General features: G+C 39.3%; 20 protein-coding genes. 13 read left to right on the top strand and 7 right to left on the bottom strand.

Features of this window, described 5'->3' with window-relative positions:
• Positions 1-2 precede the first annotated feature (2 nt).
• A complete protein-coding gene (locus tag NST59_RS08940; RefSeq protein WP_058838656.1) occupies positions 3-950 on the top strand; it encodes a carbon-nitrogen hydrolase family protein in 948 nt (315 codons plus the stop codon).
• 48 nt (positions 951-998) lie between these two features.
• Here the strand turns inward: NST59_RS08940 and NST59_RS08935 are convergent, their stop codons facing one another.
• Positions 999-1,316 (bottom strand): monooxygenase, encoded by a 318-nt coding sequence (locus NST59_RS08935; RefSeq protein ID WP_064498521.1) that lies wholly within the window; start codon positions 1,314-1,316, stop codon positions 999-1,001.
• 11 nt (positions 1,317-1,327) lie between these two features.
• On the bottom strand, positions 1,328-2,254 hold the full coding sequence (locus NST59_RS08930; protein WP_058838658.1) for a DsbA family protein: 927 nt from the start codon (positions 2,252-2,254) through the stop codon (positions 1,328-1,330).
• Positions 2,255-2,436: 182 nt separating this feature from the next.
• Here NST59_RS08930 and NST59_RS08925 point away from each other — a divergent pair, with 182 nt between their 5' ends.
• The 3 genes from NST59_RS08925 (at position 2,437) to NST59_RS08915 (ending at position 3,968) form a co-directional block, all read left to right on the top strand.
• Entirely contained in the window at positions 2,437-3,009 is a 573-nt protein-coding gene (locus NST59_RS08925; protein WP_058838659.1) for a TetR/AcrR family transcriptional regulator, read from the top strand.
• Between the two features lie 68 nt (positions 3,010-3,077).
• Complete coding sequence (locus NST59_RS08920; RefSeq protein ID WP_041085171.1) at positions 3,078-3,503, top strand: MarR family winged helix-turn-helix transcriptional regulator; 426 nt, start codon at positions 3,078-3,080, stop codon at positions 3,501-3,503.
• Positions 3,504-3,620: 117 nt separating this feature from the next.
• The gene (locus tag NST59_RS08915) at positions 3,621-3,968 is read left to right on the top strand and encodes a DoxX family protein (RefSeq protein WP_260563222.1); all 348 of its coding nucleotides are present in this window, start codon (positions 3,621-3,623) and stop codon (positions 3,966-3,968) included.
• A 72-nt stretch (positions 3,969-4,040) separates the two neighbouring features.
• Here the strand turns inward: NST59_RS08915 and NST59_RS08910 are convergent, their stop codons facing one another.
• Positions 4,041-4,229, bottom strand: coding sequence for a hypothetical protein (locus NST59_RS08910; RefSeq protein WP_039178972.1), 189 nt, complete (start codon positions 4,227-4,229; stop codon positions 4,041-4,043).
• A 210-nt stretch (positions 4,230-4,439) separates the two neighbouring features.
• Between NST59_RS08910 and NST59_RS08905 the strand changes: the two genes are divergently transcribed.
• The 5 genes from NST59_RS08905 to NST59_RS08885 all read left to right on the top strand — a co-directional run bounded on the left by NST59_RS08905 (position 4,440) and on the right by NST59_RS08885 (position 8,690).
• A complete protein-coding gene (locus NST59_RS08905; RefSeq protein ID WP_247544118.1) occupies positions 4,440-5,609 on the top strand; it encodes an FAD-dependent oxidoreductase in 1,170 nt (389 codons plus the stop codon).
• Between the two features lie 42 nt (positions 5,610-5,651).
• Complete coding sequence (locus NST59_RS08900) at positions 5,652-6,332, top strand: TetR/AcrR family transcriptional regulator (protein WP_341040563.1); 681 nt, start codon at positions 5,652-5,654, stop codon at positions 6,330-6,332.
• 139 nt (positions 6,333-6,471) lie between these two features.
• A complete protein-coding gene (locus NST59_RS08895; protein ID WP_099663305.1) occupies positions 6,472-7,137 on the top strand; it encodes a helix-turn-helix transcriptional regulator in 666 nt (221 codons plus the stop codon).
• Positions 7,134-7,508 (top strand): RidA family protein, encoded by a 375-nt coding sequence (locus NST59_RS08890; protein ID WP_039178961.1) that lies wholly within the window; start codon positions 7,134-7,136, stop codon positions 7,506-7,508. Before NST59_RS08895 ends, NST59_RS08890 begins: the two co-directional genes overlap by 4 nt.
• A 78-nt stretch (positions 7,509-7,586) precedes the next feature.
• Positions 7,587-8,690, top strand: a complete 1,104-nt coding sequence (locus NST59_RS08885) for a threonine synthase (RefSeq protein WP_144490462.1) — start codon at positions 7,587-7,589, stop codon at positions 8,688-8,690.
• A gap of 343 nt (positions 8,691-9,033) precedes the next feature.
• On the opposite strand, the gene NST59_RS08880 is transcribed toward NST59_RS08885, so the two are convergent.
• Complete coding sequence (locus NST59_RS08880) at positions 9,034-9,375, bottom strand: winged helix-turn-helix transcriptional regulator (protein ID WP_126681907.1); 342 nt, start codon at positions 9,373-9,375, stop codon at positions 9,034-9,036.
• A 122-nt stretch (positions 9,376-9,497) separates the two neighbouring features.
• Between NST59_RS08880 and NST59_RS08875 the strand changes: the two genes are divergently transcribed.
• The 4 genes from NST59_RS08875 to NST59_RS08860 all read left to right on the top strand — a co-directional run bounded on the left by NST59_RS08875 (position 9,498) and on the right by NST59_RS08860 (position 12,559).
• A complete protein-coding gene (locus NST59_RS08875; RefSeq protein ID WP_144494777.1) occupies positions 9,498-10,079 on the top strand; it encodes an NAD(P)H-dependent oxidoreductase in 582 nt (193 codons plus the stop codon).
• Positions 10,080-10,687: 608 nt separating this feature from the next.
• A complete protein-coding gene (locus tag NST59_RS08870; protein WP_059375375.1) occupies positions 10,688-11,860 on the top strand; it encodes an MFS transporter in 1,173 nt (390 codons plus the stop codon).
• A 194-nt stretch (positions 11,861-12,054) separates the two neighbouring features.
• Positions 12,055-12,390: a hypothetical protein gene (locus NST59_RS08865; RefSeq protein WP_039178946.1), complete on the top strand. Its 336-nt coding sequence runs from the start codon at positions 12,055-12,057 to the stop codon at positions 12,388-12,390.
• A gap of 43 nt (positions 12,391-12,433) precedes the next feature.
• Positions 12,434-12,559 (top strand): hypothetical protein, encoded by a 126-nt coding sequence (locus tag NST59_RS08860; RefSeq protein WP_254966705.1) that lies wholly within the window; start codon positions 12,434-12,436, stop codon positions 12,557-12,559.
• 54 nt (positions 12,560-12,613) lie between these two features.
• Here the strand turns inward: NST59_RS08860 and parC are convergent, their stop codons facing one another.
• The 3 genes from parC to NST59_RS08845 form a co-directional block, all read right to left on the bottom strand.
• Positions 12,614-15,052, bottom strand: a complete 2,439-nt coding sequence (parC, locus tag NST59_RS08855) for a DNA topoisomerase IV subunit A (RefSeq protein ID WP_151284323.1) — start codon at positions 15,050-15,052, stop codon at positions 12,614-12,616.
• Between the two features lie 2 nt (positions 15,053-15,054).
• Positions 15,055-17,022: a DNA topoisomerase IV subunit B gene (gene parE, locus NST59_RS08850; protein ID WP_039178939.1), complete on the bottom strand. Its 1,968-nt coding sequence runs from the start codon at positions 17,020-17,022 to the stop codon at positions 15,055-15,057.
• Positions 17,023-17,439: 417 nt separating this feature from the next.
• Positions 17,440-17,853, bottom strand: a complete 414-nt coding sequence (locus NST59_RS08845; protein ID WP_039178937.1) for a CoA-binding protein — start codon at positions 17,851-17,853, stop codon at positions 17,440-17,442.

Here is a 17,853-nt window from a genome sequence, read left to right as displayed (position 1 = left end):
AGATGTCTACATGTAAAGTTGCTGTTGTTCAAGCTGCTTCTGTCATTATGGATAAAGAAGCAAGTACTGAAAAAGCCATTTCGTTAACACTTGAGGCCGGAGAAAAAGGAGCCAATATTGTTGTGTTTCCTGAAGCTTTTATACCAGCTTATCCAAGAGGACTAGCTTTTGGCGCCACAGTAGGAAGCCGTTCTCCAGAAGGAAGAAAGGACTGGCTTCGTTACTTAGAAAATTCAGTTCCAGTTCCAAGTAGAACGACTGACAGATTAGGAGAAGCAGCCCGCAAAGCTGGTGTCTACCTCGTCATCGGTGTCATTGAAAGAGATGACGAATCAAGTCGCGGGACTTTATATTGTTCCGTATTGTTTTTCGGACCAGATGGAACCTTACTTGGAAAGCACCGTAAACTAAAGCCGACAGGTTCCGAGCGACTCATATGGGGAGAGGGGGATGGCAGCACACTGCCGGTTTTCGATACACCGTACGGTAAAATAGGCGCTTTAATTTGCTGGGAAAACTATATGCCATTAGCTAGAGCAGCGATGTATGCAAAAGGCGTCCAAATCTATATAGCCCCTACGGCAGATTCCAGGGAACTATGGCAATCTACGATTCGCCATATTGCCGCAGAAGGCCGATGCTTCGTTCTATCTTGTAATCAATATGTGAATAAAGAGATGTATCCTAAAGATTTAGCCTGCTATGATGAGTTAGCATCTTCTCCTGATGAGATGTGCCGAGGGGGGAGTGCAATAGTCGGTCCTTTAGGCGAATATATAAAAGAACCTGTCTATGGTCAGGAAGAGATACTGCTGGCAGATCTTGATTTGCGTGATATTTCTTCTAGTCAATTCGACTTCGATGTAGTGGGGCATTATTCAAGACCTGATATCTTCCAACTCGTCGTCAATGAAGAGAAAAAAGAAAATGTAAAGTGGATGAATCGATGAAATCACACGAAAAAAAGAGCAGCCATCAGCCGCTCTTTTTTTCGTGTGTCAACCTTGATGAGTTTTTAATGGACCTTTTGTGATATGAGTAAGATGAGCATTTATGTTAAAGATTTTAGCGTTGATGTCTGTTATTCCAAAGCTAGTGATTCTTTTAAAATGCATCTCAAGATAGTTCTCAGCTGCTTCTTTTGTTTCGAATAAGTAGATTCCGCCAGCCTCATTCTTCTCCGGATTCTCCGTCCATATTTTCCATATGAATCCGTCTTCCTCATTTATACTTTTCGCTAAATCAGAAAACTCTTTTGCCATTTCATCACCGAAAGGGCCTTTCATCTTAAAATCCACCTGTAATAAATGTGCCATCGTCATTCTCCTTATGTTGAAGTTGTAAAATACAGTTCCCCCAGCACTTCTTTCATTTGATACTGCTGCTGCGGAAGTTCTTTCTTCATAAAAGACCGTACATCTGATTGGTCAACATCGTACATCACTTCAATTTCTTTAGAAAATAGAAGTTTTTCTTTTTCGAGCAGGGTAGAAACAGCTGGGCGTTTTTTCGGTTCAAGTTCTTCAGTGTTTAAAGCTTGCTTTAATCCTTCAACATAGACTTCAAATGAGCGGCCACCCGTGATTTTGACTCCTTTATTTTCTTCGTTGACGAAGATGATCGTTGGGAAACCTCGAGCACCAAGGTCTCGAACTAGAGTAAAATCTTGATTTAATAATTCCTGGCCGCTTGGCAGCTCCGCTTCATGTACAATCACTTCTCCGTTAAGTCCAAGATCGTTGACGATGTCAATTAACACCGTGATATCCGATATATTTTGATTGAATGCAAATAGCGCTTCTCTCGCACGGCGTAAAAAAGTATAGGCTAGTGCATCATCATGATGTTTTTGAATCACTTTGAACACGCGAGAGGGCGGGTAGGAAGATTGAACAGGATTGTCAATCATTAAGGACCCATCAATTGGCATGCGGGAATGTTCACCAACCTCTCTCCAGTGACCAGCCACATCAGCAGGTTTGTAAATTCCGTTTGCAGGATCAATTGGACCGCCATGCCATTTCTCTAACAGTCCACCCAACACAGTCTGGAAATGAAAATAATGTCCATATTGCTCTTTAAATCGACGCAGCACAGGTTCAATTGCCCAGCAATGCGAACAAATCGGATCTGTTACATAATAGAGCGTTATTGTTTTTTTAGGTTGCTGAAAATCAATGACCTGAATATCCTCTTCTTCACCTACACCACATACACCTGTTTCTATATCACAAAACATCTCATTGTTTTTCAATTTCATTTACCTCCTTAAATTTTGTAGGAACGCTATTGCCTATCAGTTTGTTTGAATCAAGCAATGATTTACTTTACAATTAAATCTTAAGACACAATGAGTGAGACCAACACCAATAATTTCTTCAATTTGTTGTTTATCCAACAGATTGATAGATGTGTTGAAAAAGGAGGAGGGATAAGATGCCACAGCCAAAGACAGACCCTCGGGTCCTAAGAACGCGTAAGTTAATCATGGAGTCATTTATTAAACTTTCATCGAAAAAGGAATTTAAGGATATTACGATCAAAGATGTCACGGCAGAAGCCATGATCAACCGCGCGACGTTTTATTATCATTTTGAGGATAAATACGATTTGCTGGATAAAACACTATCAGAAGTATTATCGATTAATTTAGAAAGTATAAATTTCAATCATCGTAAACTAGATGAAGATACGATTATCAATATTTTTAAAGCACTAACGAATTTCCAACAATCTCTGCATAACCGCTGCCAAGTAGAATATGAAACTGAACTTGCTCCTATTGTGAGGGAGCAGCTTGAAATTATTTTTTATCAATTGTTAATCAATCAATATACAAATGTCGAAAAGCAAATTCTGAAGGTCACAGCTGTTTTTTTAAGTTGGGGAATTCACGGAGCTTCTGTTGAGTGGAGAAAAAATAGTTCGCACTTATCCTCAGAGGAGTTTATCAAATCAGCAGTGCCATATATCTTGTCAGGGATTGATTTTAAGCAAGCAGATGGATGATTTGACAATTTTCAAATGCTCCACTAATATAAATGCTATAGCATATAAATTTCATAGAGGGTGTTTATATGGATTTACAAGATTTAATAGGTTATCTCGTTCATCGTACCGATCTCAAAATGACAAATTATTTTACGAACAGGTTAAAGCCTTATGGCGTCACGCCTGAACAATGGAGTATTATTAGCATCCTGAGTAGTGAAAAGGGGACAACTCAAAAAGAATTGGCAGAAGGAATTGATAAAAATCAAACCACTGTCGTCAGAATGATCCAGTCTATGGAACGAAAAGGGCTTGTCAAAAAGATCTATAATGAACAAGACAGGCGCTCACATCACCTGCTTTTAACGGAAAAAGGGGACGAGGTCAAAAAGGCCATTCTTCCTGTCGTCATGGATGCACATCAAACGGTGACAAAGCAATTAAACGATGAAGAGATTCAACAATTAAAATTACTTCTAAACAAATTATTTCATTCACACTATGAATCTTGAAATGTCTAATCTGTAACGAACTGTTTATGTCCGATATATGCTATGACATATAAATTGTATCAGCTGAAATTTTGTCCATTTGGACTTGAGTGTTTCAGTCAAATAACTTAGAAAGATGTGATCACGATTTTCATACTTATTCTTCAAATGATATTGGCCGCTTTCTTTTTTGTAACAGGATCGAAAATTATATCAGGGAAAATGGCAGAAGAGTTCAAACGATTTGGTTTACCTGCTTTTTTTAATGTTTTAACCGGAGCCTTTGAGCTCATAGGCGCAGCTGGAATGCTAATTGGCATATGGATGCCAACAATCGCAATATTATCAGGCTTATTGTTAGGAGGCACGATGCTGGCAGCTGCATTTACTCTGATCGTATTGGCCAAAGATCCCTTTAAAAAAGCAATCCCGGCACTTGTGTTATTCGCTCTTAGTATTGGGATCAGCTTGTACCACATTCTTTAAGTTCATATCAAGGTAAGTCACAAAACCTAAACAAATCTCCACTATTCTAATGGTGGATGATGTTTAGGTTTTTTAGCGATTGAATTGTTTTCGAAGAACTAAGCATGAGACAGCAAATACTGCAAAAGCGCCCGCTGATCCAGCAGCAAACACGAGCTCAGATTGTTCTAGTTTGGACTTGAATAACAAAGGGACAGAAAGAATGAGAGCGGCACCACTAAAGCTCAATCCTAATATCAACATTGCTAGTAATTTATTCATAGAAACACCTCTTACACTCAGAATGAAAACAATCGAAAAGTTTCATATTTGGAGTGTATCATATGGTGACGGGCGAGTGCTTTCTTTTCATTAAAGCACTCGTAAAATAAACTTTTTTAAACGAACACTGTTCTTAACGAACGGTGTTCGTTATAATATAAATGAGATGTGGCTTTAAACGATTTTCATAAAGAAGAGGAGATGCATACGATGACGGCATTATCTAAGGATCAAAAGCAAATCGCTATCATTGGAGGAGGACCTGGGGGGCTAACGCTCGCCTTAATACTGCAAAATTACGGTATACAAACAACCATTTATGAACGAGAGGTGCATGACAAGAGTCTTGAAAGAGGGGGCTCACTGGATATTCACGAAGAAACAGGCCAAAAAGCTTTAAAAGAAGCGGGAATTTATGAGGAATTTCAAAGGAACGCCCGCTATGAAGGAGAAGATTTCCGATTACTTGATAAGTCAGGAAAAATTTATTTAGATGAAGAAACGGAACCAGATCAAAAAGGCACCCGCCCAGAAATTGACCGTGGTGTTTTGTGCGAACTGCTGTTAGATCAAATTAATGCTGAGAACATCAAATATGGTTATAAACTAGAAAGTTGCGTTTCACTAGAAAACGGCATGACGGAGCTTCATTTTGAAAACGGAGTTGTCGAGACAGTTGATCTTTTAATTGGAGCAGATGGTGCTTTTTCTCGTGTGCGTCCTCTGTTAACAGATATTGATATTGAATACGCCGGACTCACGATGCTGGAACTGAATATCCTCAACGTAGAGGTGAATCACCCTGATTTAGCTGCATTTAATAAACGCGGGAAGATGTTTGCTTTAGCAGACCACAAAGGACTGATTGGTCAGTTAAACGGGGATGGACGAATAAAAGTGTATGCAAGCCTTATGGTAGAACGTAACTGGATTGAGGCTTGTGGTATTCCTTTTCATCAAGCGAAAGAAGCAAAAGAACAATTATTAGAGTTATTTAGTGATTGGGACGATCAGCTGAAAAATTATATTCGTTATGCAGAAGATGCCATCATTCCAAGACGGATTTATACGCTTCCTGTCGGTTTTAAATGGAACCGCCAAAAAGGAGTAACGCTTATCGGTGATGCAGCTCATGTCATGTCGCCATTCGCAGGGGAGGGCGTAAACATGGCGATGTTTGATGCAATGGAACTCGCACTTGCGATTGTCCGAAATCCTCATCATATCGAAAAGGCTATAGAACAATACGAAGACATGATGTACCAATATTCATCGGAGAAAGCTCATGAATCGGAGAAAAGTTTAAAACTGTGTTTTTCAAAAAACGCTGCGGTCAAGCTTGCAGATATGATGAATTCTTTTCAAGAAAACGGAGATTGATGCTCAATTTACTATTTGACTTTGACATGTTATAAAGAGAGTATGAACAATTCAAATCGTCGTATTATCAGTCGTCGGTCTCAGCCGGCTAAAGAGCCCTTAAGCCGTGAACTCATTGTGAAAACTGCCTTTGACCTTCTTAAGGAGCAAGGGTTAGAGGGCATGAGTATGCGTAAAGTGGCTAAAGCATTAGATACAGGACCTGCATCCTTGTATGTCTACGTGAACAATTTTCAAGAACTAAGTGCTTACGTATTGGATTATGGTCTCGGCCAAATGGTTTACCCAAATTCAGCGGGTGGCACATGGAAAGAACAGTTATTTGACATATTGCATACTTATTTCCTGCTGCTATACGAAAAGCCTGGTCTTGCTGAAATTTCTCTTTCCACCATCCCGCAAGGAACGAACTTTTTACAGTTGACCGAACATCTTCTCGCTACACTGCATAAAGGCGGAATCAAATCTACATCCGCTGCATGGGGAGTAGACCTTTTACTGTTATACGTATCTTCCGTAGCATACGAAAAGGTCTCTTGGAAGAAACACGGCTCTTCGCAGATTTCAGATACAAAAAAAACATTTCATGATGCAGACAAAACGCGGTTTCCTTTCATCCATAGTCTGAAAGAAGAAATATTTGCAGGTGATACCGTATTAATGGAACGGTTCAGGTGGGGAATTGACGTCATTTTGTCTGGGATCCAGCAAAAAATCAATTAGAAAGGAGCAAAAAAAGCAGTCAATGGCTGCTTTTTTATATTTTCTCCACTTTTTCAAAACGTATAAAAAAATCTATATATTGTTTTTTCATATAAAAAATTATATAATCTAGTGGAATAAACAAATGAGGTGCTTAGACATGGAACATATAAAGAATTTATTACAGAGCTATATTCCTTTAGCAAAATCTACTGCAAAAATGTTTGGACCAAATTGTGAAGTCGTGATTCATGATTTAACGAACCCTCAAGCATCAGTCATGTTTACAGTCAATCATCATGTGACGGGAAGAAAAATCGGTCAATCATTTGATCATCTGGTAAAGACTGTTTTACAATCAGAAGATTTTAAAGAAGATTATCTCGCTGGGTATACATTTAAAACCGAAGACAACCGTACCATTCGTTCTTCGACTTCATTAATTCGTGATTCCGAGCAAAAGGTAATTGGTGCATTCTGTATCAATTTTGATGTTGAAGCATTGAATCAAATGCAGCAATTTATGGATACTTTTCTTTCTACAAAAGTTGAAGTTCAAGAGAATGAAACAACAACAAATGATGATCTTGAAAATGTGGAAGAAATCGTAGATCAATTGATTCAACAGATCATTGAAAACAGTGTTCACCCAGTCATGAAACGCCATGAAAAAATTGAATTAATAAGGTTTATGGATGAAAAGGGAATTTTTTTAATGAAAGGTTCAGTTGAGAAGGTCGCATCTATGTTAGGTATTTCTAAAGTCACCGTCTATAGCTATTTGGATGAGATCAAACATAAATCGAATGAAGGGGAAACGAAATGAAAAGCATCTTTGAGGTAGGGAATCTAAAAGCCAACGGACACTATGCATTCGCAACCGTTCATCAAAACACGGTCTATGTTTCAGGACAATTTGCCATCAATCCTGAAACGAGAGAAAAAGAATTCGGTCCCATTGAAGAAGAGACATTACAAGCGCTTAAAAATGTCGAGATGATTGTAGAAGCGGCTGGAAGTAAAAAAGAAAAAATTTTGCGTATGACATTATACATTTCTGATATTGAACTATGGGACAAGGTAGATGCGGTTTACACTGAATTTTTCGGTGAACACCAACCAGCACGTACTGTTGTACCAACGAATGAATTACATTTCGGTTTCAAAATTGAAATTGATGCTATTTCTTATATTTAGAATATTTTTTTGCTTATGATATATAAAAAAGTATAATTCGTATAAAAAATTATTCTTATTCGAAGGGGATGATGATCGATGAATCAATTGATTTGTAACGATTGCGGGAAAAAGTATGAGATGACACCAACTCTATGGAAATGTGATTGTAACGGAGTATTAAACCTGGTGAAAGATACCCCTAAAATAGATATAGCGGCTTGGGATCACTATCCAAACTCATTATGGCGTTATGTAGAAACCATGCCATTTTCAAAGGGTTCTAAGACTTGGGAATCTGTGACAATGGGTGAAGGTCAAACTCCGTTAATCCTTTTAGATCCGAATGAGCCAAATACTTATGTAAAAGTTGACTATATGATGCCTACACTCTCCTTTAAAGATCGAGGAGCTGCCGTTTTAATGACAAAGGCAAAGGAATTAGGGGTATCAAAAGTCATTGCGGATAGCAGCGGGAATGCAGGAACAGCGATTGCCGCTTATGCAGCTCGTTGCGAGATTGCATGTGACATCTATTTAAGCGATGAAACTTCACCTAAAAAGGTCGCTCAAATAAAAGCCCATGGAGCAACGATTAAAGAAATTCGTGGTACACGCGAGGACATTGCCGCTGCAGCCCAAAAAGCAGTAGACGACGAAAACGTTTTTTATGCAAGCCATGTGTATCATCCTTATTTTTTTGAGGGAACAAAAACATACGCATATGAAATCTATGAACAAATAAATGGAGCACCAGATGCTGTAATCATTCCGGTTGGAAACGGCACTCTCCTTCTAGGAGCATATTATGGCTTTAAAGAGTTATTTGAAAATGGTTTGATTCATAAAACACCGAAAATCATTGCCATACAAGCGAAAAACTGTGCACCTCTTGTGAAAGCTTATCAAAACGGGGAGGAATCAGCATCGCTTGTTACGAATACAGGGACCTTAGCAGAAGGGATAGCCATCGCTGCCCCGGCGCGCTCCAAACAAATTCTAGAAGCTGTACAAGATACCAATGGTACATTTATAGATATTGAAGAAAATGAGATATTGAATGCACGCTCTAAACTAAGTGAGAAAGGATTTTATGTGGAAGTGACCTCTGCAGTCAATTTTGCCGGCTACTTGAAATATAAAAAGGAATCAAAAGAAACCATCGTCATACCTCTTTGCGGGGCAGGGATTAAGTCAAAATAAGCCGTAGAATACAACTTGAAAGATGACATCATCCCATTGCTGGAACAATCCGATTCTGATAGTTACTTATCACCAGAGGTTTGTCAGACCGTTGCTGCGAGATTGCGTCAACTGATCCGCCATTGGCTAGTAGATGATGACATAGATAAAATGAACGCTCTCTATCTAGCAGAAGGTATGGAACTAGCGCATGAACAAAATGAGGTATTGGGATTTATATAGGAAGAGGTCGAAAAATAGTTGTTTCATTATCATTCTAAGAGTATCTCAAGAGAGATGCTCTTTTTCTTGCCTGAATGCACAATCTCTTTTGCCCAAAAGTACAATTTCACTCAACTTCTAACTATTTTTTCATTTGTTCTTCTCCCCAATAACAAATTGCATCTAATACAGGTATCAATGATAATCCCTTTTCCGATAAACTATATTCTACTTTTGGAGGCACTTGAGGATATTCTTTACGATTAATTAATTGATCCGCTTCAAGTTCTTTTAGTGTATTGGTTAATGTTTTAAAAGAGATAGTCCCGAGCATTCGTTTTAACTGATTATAGCGAATAGGACCATTGTTTGCATATAAAGCATACAGTACCGTCATCTTATATTTCCCACCAATTAAAGATAAAGTGTACCCAAATCCAGTTTCTTTTAGGTCAACATTAGCTGGAAAGGATTCTTTCGTCATTTCACACTCTCCTTTAGGTTAGTATCGCACTTTAATTACCGTACTTGTAGTACGTTATAGCATACAATAAAATGAATGTACATCAAAATATGATGAAAATAACAAAAAAGGGTGAATGAATAATGAAAACGATTGTCTATGCACATCCTTGGGACGGAAGCTATAATCATGCCATTTTAACCTCCATTACAGAAAATCTAGAAACAAAGAGAGAACCATTTCAAGTGATCGATTTATATAAAGATGGGTTTAATCCCGTTTTTTCAGCTGAAGAATTGAAGTATTTTATTAAAGGCGAAACACCTTATCAATTAGTTAAGGATTATCAAAAGAAATTAAGTCAGGCAACTGAATTAATATTTATATTTCCTGTCTGGTGGTGGGATTTACCTGCAATTTTAAAAGGATTTATTGATAAAGTCATGTTAAGAGGTTTCGCATTCTTAGAAGATAAAAACACTGGGGCTTTAAAAGGTTTATTGACAAATATTAAAAAAACAACTGTGATCTCAACATCTACAACAGATAAGGATTATATAGAATCTGAAGGCGGGAATGCAATTCAAGGCGTTTTTATTAACAGAACTCTTGCTGACTTGGGACTTAAAAATGAAGACACCCAATGGATTCATTTTTCGAGAGTTAACTTAACAACAGATGAAAAGAGGAAAGTATTTTTAAACGAAATAGCCCAAAGTATTTAATTAACTGTTGCAGCCAATAAGGAAAGGCACAACCTTTACGACCAATCTAATTTATTGAAAAGGTGGTAGAGGTTGTGAAATTAAATATCGATCGATGTATTCTCATTTATTAGTTTACATAATATATATTCTAGGAAGTTAAACAACAAACGAATTTCCTTTGTCTCAAAACTAAGTATACTTATCTTATTGAGACAAAAAAGAAAAAATCAATTTTAAATTGATTCATCTAAATGCTTTGATGATATTCTGACGATTTCATGGCCATAAACATTTCGCTGCAACGTTTTTGTCACAACAACGCCAGATGCTATGAGCTTTGTATCAAGCGTTCATTATAGCTCCAGTTGATGTTCGATTGTGTGTTTACCAAATCAATGCTTTTTTCGTTCTAATATGTGTCAAAACATCTAGTCCAACATTACACTTGAAACATGCTCATTAATCATTGTGTATCCATCAATTTCACCTCTCACCAATAGAAATTTCTTTTGACTAACATTTTTTCATTACGTTCCTCCCTCCTGTTATTTACGAATCAGCAAGTCTCATTTATAATCGAGTAGATTTGTTCAATAACATATATATCTTTAAATGTGAGGGATTAGATGGAATTAAAGTGGTATAAAGCAATTATTGTGATCTTTACGATGTCTGGAATCTCCATTTCTACATGGTTTTCGCGGACACCGGAAGTTAGAGATTTATTACAAGCAAACACAGGAACAATGGGACTTATTTTACTCGGTTTATCTGTTGGCTCAATTGTTGGGCTTGTTCTTTCAAATGTATTCGTCCGCAAAAAAGGCGGCCGATTGGCGATTGTGATCAGTGCTTTTTTGATGTTCCTTGGATTCACTACTCTTGCCATTGGTTCCACGCTCTCTTCTATCTTTGTCGTCACTTCTGGTCTTTTTCTTTTTGGAGCAGGCTCTGGCATGTGTAATGTAGCGATGAACTTAGAAGGAACAGAGATTGAGTACAGCATCAAGAAAACCATTCTGCCTATATTGCACGCTTCCTTTAGCATTGGGACGTTAATTGGAGCAGGTGCTGGTATTCTTTTTATCCATCTAGGGGTTTCTGTATTGATACACCTTCTCGTTATTGCCCTTCTATTCTTCCTCAGCATATTGATTTGTACACGGTTTATCCCGCATGGGACAGGAAAAGATCAGCATGAGAAGCAGTCAGATACAGTTGAGCCTGCTCAAACAGCATGGCTGAACAAACGTACGATATCTCTTGCGATGATTGCCTTATGTCTTGCGTTTGTCGAAGGCTCGGCCAATGATTGGATTCCACTTGCAATGGTGGATGGCTATCAAGTTTCACATTCCATGAGTACGGTCATCTATGCTTTGTTTTTGTGCGGCATGATTAGCGGCAGACTGATCAGCGGACGATTGATTGATCGCTTTGGCAGAGTGTTATTGCTAAGAGTGGCCATTTTATCAGCAGCTGCCGGACTATTCTTAGTCATTTTAAAGATTTCACTTGTTGTATGTATGATATCGATCTTTTTATGGGGACTTGGCGCATCTTTAGGCTTTCCGCTGACCATTTCTGCAGCTGGCGATGATAGCCGGTACGCTGTCAAACGCGTCAGTATTGTGACCTTATCTGGTTACACAGCCTCCCTTTCCGGCCCTCCTATTTTAGGGCTGCTTGCTAATCAAGTTGGACTGCTTCATGCCTTTATCTTTGTTCTATTTGCCATATGTATTGCAGGAATCTTTACTAAAGCTGTAGCAAAACCACATTCATTACAAGCTCACTAAACGTGTCTGATCCTTGATCATGGCACTTTTTTTAAATTTAAAAAATAAAATTGAAACCTTTCATGAAGTGAAACAGTCCTATAGATGTCCTGATGTTTATCGTTTTTTTAAAGAGGGAAAGTAAAAAAATAAGACTTTTCAAATAACTGAAAACGTGGTAAGATCATGAAAATAACCAGGAAGGGGTGAGAAAAATGAAAAAAAATATGCTATTAAAATTAGGTGTTTTATGTATAGCACTTGCAAGTTTTCATTTGTTCTCAATGCCTCATTCCGTTCAGGTATACCATCATGCGAAGGTGGTTGCCGATCAAGAATCACATGAAATGAAAATCGTCCAGACAATGGGCGATGAAAAGAAACAAAAACATGTGAGCGCAGTATTTGCCGCATTTACAGCACTGCTGATTATTGGCAGTATGACAGCTGGATTTGCGCGCATCACTCATACTGATCGATTTGACCGGAAAAAGAAGCATTTACTTGCAGTGTTCTATCAATCTTCTTATTTCCGACAAGCTCGTGTTTAACCCAACCATCTAAATCAAAACAAAAATTGGGAGGTTTTACACGATGTTATTTTTCTTAAGAATTTTCATTCTAGGTCTATTCTCTGTCACTTCACTTTCTCTTTTCGTTTACCAAGGAATTGAAGTAGTGCACGCCATTACAAGCATGTTTGGCAACCACGAGAGCTAATTGACCTGTATATAAAAAGAAACCCCCTGCCAATCGCAGGGGGTTTTCGTTTGCTTATTTATTGTCATCTGGTGCACGTTCAGGAGTCAGAAGGACATGAGTCACTTCTCCCTGCTCTTCCTCATCTACAATAAATGACCCATTGCTATAGCGGTCATTCGCTCTTAAAGTAGAAATATCTAGTGGAATTGTTGTGCCTTTTTCGGTATCTATCTCAAGTGTATCGTGCAGCGCTGCAGCGATCACAGCCACAATACGGTGCGGGTTTTTCTTTAACTCTCTCAGCATAAGAACTCCGCGTTTCGCTCTTGATGTTTTATCAAATTCAGAGAGGTTCATTCGCTTTACAGCCCCTCTTTGTGTTGTGAGCACAAGGACATCGTTCTTCGGATCAATGATCTGGCCAGAGACTACCTCGTCCCCTTCCTTCAAGTTGATTCCTTTGACACCTGCCGCTCTCGGTCCAACAACACTTACTTCTTCTTCATCAAACCATAAACCGTAACCATTTTTCGTTGCAATAAACAATTCCTGCTGTCCTGTTGTGACATGAACATCTACGAGTTCATCGTCACCTTTTAGATTCAAGGCGACAAGCGGTTTCGAATAACGCTGCGCTTTATATTGAAGAAGCTCTGTTTTCTTCACCATTCCACCTTTCGTAAAGAATAAAAGATATGACGTTTCATCAAATTCTTTTATTGGAATGGCTTTTTGGATTGATTCCTCGCGATCAATTGAAATGATGTTTGTAATATGCTGCCCCATGTCTTTCCAGCGTATATCTGGCAGCTGGTGAACAGGACAATAAATGTAGCTTCCTTTATTAGTAAACAGCAGAAGAACATCCGTTGTATTCATTTCAAACTGATGAATCAAACGGTCAGTATCTTTCATGCCAAAGTCTTTACCGTTAGAGGCAGCATAAGAGCGCTGGCTTGTTCGTTTAATGTAACCATCTTTCGTGACTGTCACGTAAACATCCTCTGATGCGATCATCACTTCAAGGTTAATCTTAATTTCTTCGATTTTTTCCTCAATGACGGATCTTCTCTCATCAGCATATGTCTTTTTGAGCTTTTTCAGGCTGTTTGTAATGACCTTCAGTAGCTTTTTCTCGTTCGCTAAAATGTCTTCAAGCTCTGCGATGCGCACATCAAGCTCTCTTGCTTCGTCTCTTAATTGCGTAATATCTGTATTCGTTAAACGATATAACTGGAGTGAAACAATCGCTTCTGATTGTGCTTCTGTAAAATCATATTTCGCCATCAAGTTGTTCTTGGCATCTCGCTTATCATTAGAGGAGCGGATTGTGGCAATGACTTCATCTAAGATGGAAAGTGCCTTAATTAAACCGTCGACAATATGGTGGCGTTCCTTCGCTTTTCGAAGCTCGTACGCTGAGCGGTTCGTCACCACTTCTTTTTGATGGGCAATATATGCATCTAGTACAGTTGTGAGCGTCATTAAGGTAGGTCTTCGATTATGTATCGCTACCATATTAAAGTTATACGGGATTTGCAGATCTGAGTTTTTATATAAGAAATTCAGCACACCATTTGCATCTACTTCTTTTTTCAGCTCTACTACGATTCGAAGCCCAGTACGGTCTGTTTCATCTCGGACCTCTGAAATACCTTCTACTTTTCTTTCAATTCGGAACTCGTCCATCTTTTTGACAAGGTTGGCTTTATTCACTTCGTAAGGAATTTCTGTGATCACGATTTGCTGGCGTCCGCCGCGGATGGTTTCAATCTCCGCTTTTCCGCGAATCATGATCTTCCCTTTTCCTGTTTCATACGCTTTCTTAATACCGTCTACACCTTGAATGATACCGCCCGTTGGGAAATCCGGCCCTTTGATGACTGTCATTAAATCCTCAACCGTACAATGCGGCTGTTCAATTCGCTTAATGACGCCATCAATGACCTCTCCAAGATGATGCGGCGGGATATCTGTCGCATAACCAGCTGAAATCCCTGTTGATCCATTCACGAGAAGATTTGGGAACATTGCTGGTAATACAACTGGCTCTTTGCTTGTATCATCAAAGTTTGCAACAAATTCGACCGTTTCCTTGTCTAGGTCCTTTAAAAGCTCCGAAGCAATGGCAGACAGTCTTGCTTCCGTATAACGCATGGCAGCAGGCGGATCTCCATCAATACTCCCGTTATTTCCGTGCATCTCAATCAGCACATTTCGTACTTTCCATTCCTGACTCATTCTTACCATCGCTTCATAAACAGATGAGTCCCCGTGCGGATGGTAGTTACCAATCACGTTACCGACTGTTTTAGCGGCTTTACGGAAGTTTTTATCCTGCGTATTTCCTTCTGCGTACATCGCATATAAAATTCTTCGTTGTACGGGTTTTAGACCATCACGTGCATCTGGAAGCGCACGGTCTTGGATAATATATTTACTATAGCGCCCAAACCGGTCGCCGATTACTTCTTCTAATGGTAAATCATGAAATCGTTCTTGTTGTGCCATGTTTAAACCTCCTCAGCTAGCGACAAGTTTTCATTTTCAAGAATGTTGCTTTCCTCATCAAGTCCAAAGGCGACATTCTTTTCAATCCATTTACGGCGTGGTTCAACTTTGTCACCCATTAGAGTTGTGACGCGTCGTTCCACACGTGCAGCATCATCAATTTTGACCCTGACAAGTGTTCTCGATTCTGGATTCATTGTCGTTTCCCATAGCTGGTCGGCATTCATTTCACCTAACCCTTTGTAGCGCTGAATCGTGTACCCTTTTCCAACTTTCTTCAATACGTCATCCATTTCTTCATCAGACCATGCGTACTCAATAATCTCTTTTTTTCCTGAGCCTTTGCTGACTTTATATAAAGGCGGAAGTGCAATAAACACTTTGCCATGCTCAATCAGCGGCTTCATATAGCGGTAGAAGAATGTTAAGAGAAGCACTTGAATATGCGCTCCATCCGTATCCGCATCTGTCATGATGACGATTTTGTCATAATTGATGTCTTCCACATTAAAATCGACACCGACGCCTCCACCAATTGCATGAATAATGGTGTTGATTTCTTCGTTTTTGAAAATATCAGCAAGCTTTGCTTTTTCAGTATTGATGACCTTTCCGCGCAGAGGCAGCACCGCTTGGAATTTACGGTCACGTCCCTGTTTTGCTGACCCGCCCGCTGAGTCACCCTCTACTAGATATAGTTCGTTTCTTGCTGGGTTTCTAGATTGGGCAGGTGTTAATTTTCCGCTCAGCGTTGCTTCAGACTTTTTCCGCTTCTTGCCGCTCCTCGCTTCTTCACGGGCTTTTCTAGCAGCTTCTCTTGCCTGCTGCGCTTTAATCGCTTTTTTCACAAGAAGAGTGGCTGTTTCCCGGTTTTCTTCAAGGAAATACGCAAGTTTTTCAGAAATAACAGCATCAACAGCTGAACGAGCCTCACTTGTCCCAAGCTTTCCTTTTGTCTGCCCTTCAAATTGAAGCAGCTCTTCAGGAATTCTGACAGAAATAATAGCAGACAGTCCTTCGCGAATATCAGTGCCTTCTAAATTTTTGTCTTTTTCTTTTAAAAGGGCCACTTTGCGTGCATATTCGTTAAAGGCTCTCGTCATGGCCGTTTTGGCGCCAGACTCATGTGTTCCGCCATCTTTTGTTCTGACGTTATTGACAAAGGAAAGGATATTCTCCGAGTAGCCATCGTTAAATTGAAAAGCAAAATCTACTTCAATGGACTGATGCTCTCCTTCAAATGAGACGACTTCACTTAGAACATCTTTTTCTTCATTTAGATAAGCAACAAAGGCTTCAATGCCTGTCTCATAATAAAACGTTTCTTGTACATCATGCCGTTCATCGATCAGCTCTATTTTTAATCCTTTTAATAAAAAGGCAGATTCTCTTAAACGCTCTGATAATGTATCGAAATTATAGGTCGTAACACTGAACATGGTTGGGTCCGGCTTAAAATGAATTAGTGTTCCCGTTTTTTTCGATTTTCCGACTTTTTCAAGTGATGTGACAGGTTTACCGCCGTTTTCAAAGCGCTGATGATAAATAAATCCGTCCCGTTCAATCGTGACAGTAAGCCATTCTGACAGCGCGTTCACAACCGATGCCCCAACTCCGTGAAGTCCACCACTTGTTTTATATCCACCTTGACCAAATTTTCCGCCTGCGTGCAGGACCGTTAAAATGATCTCAGGTGTCGGTTTTCCAAGCTTATGCATACCAGTAGGCATTCCTCGCCCTTTATCTTGGACGGAAATGCTGTTATCTTTATGTATTTTGACAATGATATGATCTCCATGGCCAGCGAGCACTTCATCGACAGAGTTGTCTACAATCTCATAGACAAGGTGATGAAGACCGCGGGAATCCGTAGATCCAATATACATCCCTGGACGTTTACGGACCGCTTCAAGCCCCTCTAGCACCTGAATAGAATCATCGTTATAATCTACTTGCTGCTTTTTAACCAAATGCTTAATCCCCTTTCACTAACAAACATAACCGGCTAATCATCAAATGATCTCTCTAGATTTTAATGATGATCATGCTGCTCATTACTGTCCACTTTAATAAGCTGCATCATCACCATGCATGTGGGATTGACCAATACATGCTCTTTTGCACAGCTATGAGAATCATTCTACATTCTGCAATCAGAACTAGAAGTCCATTATAAACAAGACTGTTTCATAAGCCAAATGCAATCATATGATGGTTTTAGCAAAACAGAACAAATGTTCTATATTTATCTTATCGCTCTTTTTCTCGATATGCAAGGCCGCCGATATGTCCCTGTCGCCTTATTTTATCGCTTTCTTCTAGAATCGCAAATATATTTCTGCAACAAAAAAGCAAAAATCCTTGAAAAACCAAGGATTTTTGACGAATTAATGAGTTTTTGTCAACGCATGAGCCACCTTGATACATAAATCCATGATGGCGACCTTGCCATTTTCCTCAATCAGCCTTTTCGCTTCATCGTGATATATGCCTTGCTGCGCCCAAAAAACAGGTGCGTCTATTTGGAGAAACTCTTCTGCCACCTCTGGCAAAAACTCTGAACGTCTAAAGACATTGACGATATCAACAGGCTCTTTTATGTCTTTTAAAGAAGCGACTGCTTTCACACCGAGTGCTTCATCGATCGTTGGATTCACTGGGATAATCTCATACCCGGCATCCTGCATCGCTTTAGACACCATATAAGACGTCCGGTGCGGCTGATCTGATAATCCAACAACAGCAATTCGTTTACTGCTCTTTAATATACGGCCGATTTCTTCTTTCGTAGGATTGTTCAT

It is taken from the genome of Bacillus sp. FSL R5-0439 (assembly GCF_038008805.1).
GTDB classification, from domain to species: Bacteria; Bacillota; Bacilli; order Bacillales; family Bacillaceae; genus Bacillus; species Bacillus safensis.
The sequence above is the reverse complement of the archived record's forward strand: the minus strand, read 5'-3'. Positions and strand labels throughout refer to the sequence as shown.

Excerpts from the sequence above, each read along its gene's own strand:
- NST59_RS08940 (WP_058838656.1), top strand. The coding sequence starts at position 3 with ATGTCTACATGTAAAGTTGCTGTTGTTCAAGCTGCTTCTGTCATTATG.
- NST59_RS08935 (WP_064498521.1), bottom strand. The coding sequence starts at position 1,316 with ATGGCACATTTATTACAGGTGGATTTTAAGATGAAAGGCCCTTTCGGT.
- NST59_RS08925 (WP_058838659.1), top strand. The coding sequence starts at position 2,437 with ATGCCACAGCCAAAGACAGACCCTCGGGTCCTAAGAACGCGTAAGTTA.
- NST59_RS08920 (WP_041085171.1), top strand. The coding sequence starts at position 3,078 with ATGGATTTACAAGATTTAATAGGTTATCTCGTTCATCGTACCGATCTC.
- NST59_RS08910 (WP_039178972.1), bottom strand. The coding sequence starts at position 4,229 with ATGAATAAATTACTAGCAATGTTGATATTAGGATTGAGCTTTAGTGGT.
- NST59_RS08905 (WP_247544118.1), top strand. The coding sequence starts at position 4,440 with ATGACGGCATTATCTAAGGATCAAAAGCAAATCGCTATCATTGGAGGA.
- NST59_RS08900 (WP_341040563.1), top strand. The coding sequence starts at position 5,652 with ATGAACAATTCAAATCGTCGTATTATCAGTCGTCGGTCTCAGCCGGCT.
- NST59_RS08895 (WP_099663305.1), top strand. The coding sequence starts at position 6,472 with ATGGAACATATAAAGAATTTATTACAGAGCTATATTCCTTTAGCAAAA.
- NST59_RS08890 (WP_039178961.1), top strand. The coding sequence starts at position 7,134 with ATGAAAAGCATCTTTGAGGTAGGGAATCTAAAAGCCAACGGACACTAT.
- NST59_RS08885 (WP_144490462.1), top strand. The coding sequence starts at position 7,587 with ATGAATCAATTGATTTGTAACGATTGCGGGAAAAAGTATGAGATGACA.
- NST59_RS08880 (WP_126681907.1), bottom strand. The coding sequence starts at position 9,375 with ATGACGAAAGAATCCTTTCCAGCTAATGTTGACCTAAAAGAAACTGGA.
- NST59_RS08875 (WP_144494777.1), top strand. The coding sequence starts at position 9,498 with ATGAAAACGATTGTCTATGCACATCCTTGGGACGGAAGCTATAATCAT.
- NST59_RS08870 (WP_059375375.1), top strand. The coding sequence starts at position 10,688 with ATGGAATTAAAGTGGTATAAAGCAATTATTGTGATCTTTACGATGTCT.
- NST59_RS08865 (WP_039178946.1), top strand. The coding sequence starts at position 12,055 with ATGAAAAAAAATATGCTATTAAAATTAGGTGTTTTATGTATAGCACTT.
- NST59_RS08860 (WP_254966705.1), top strand. The coding sequence starts at position 12,434 with ATGTTATTTTTCTTAAGAATTTTCATTCTAGGTCTATTCTCTGTCACT.
- parC (WP_151284323.1), bottom strand. The coding sequence starts at position 15,052 with ATGGCACAACAAGAACGATTTCATGATTTACCATTAGAAGAAGTAATC.
- NST59_RS08845 (WP_039178937.1), bottom strand. The coding sequence starts at position 17,853 with ATGAACAATCCTACGAAAGAAGAAATCGGCCGTATATTAAAGAGCAGT.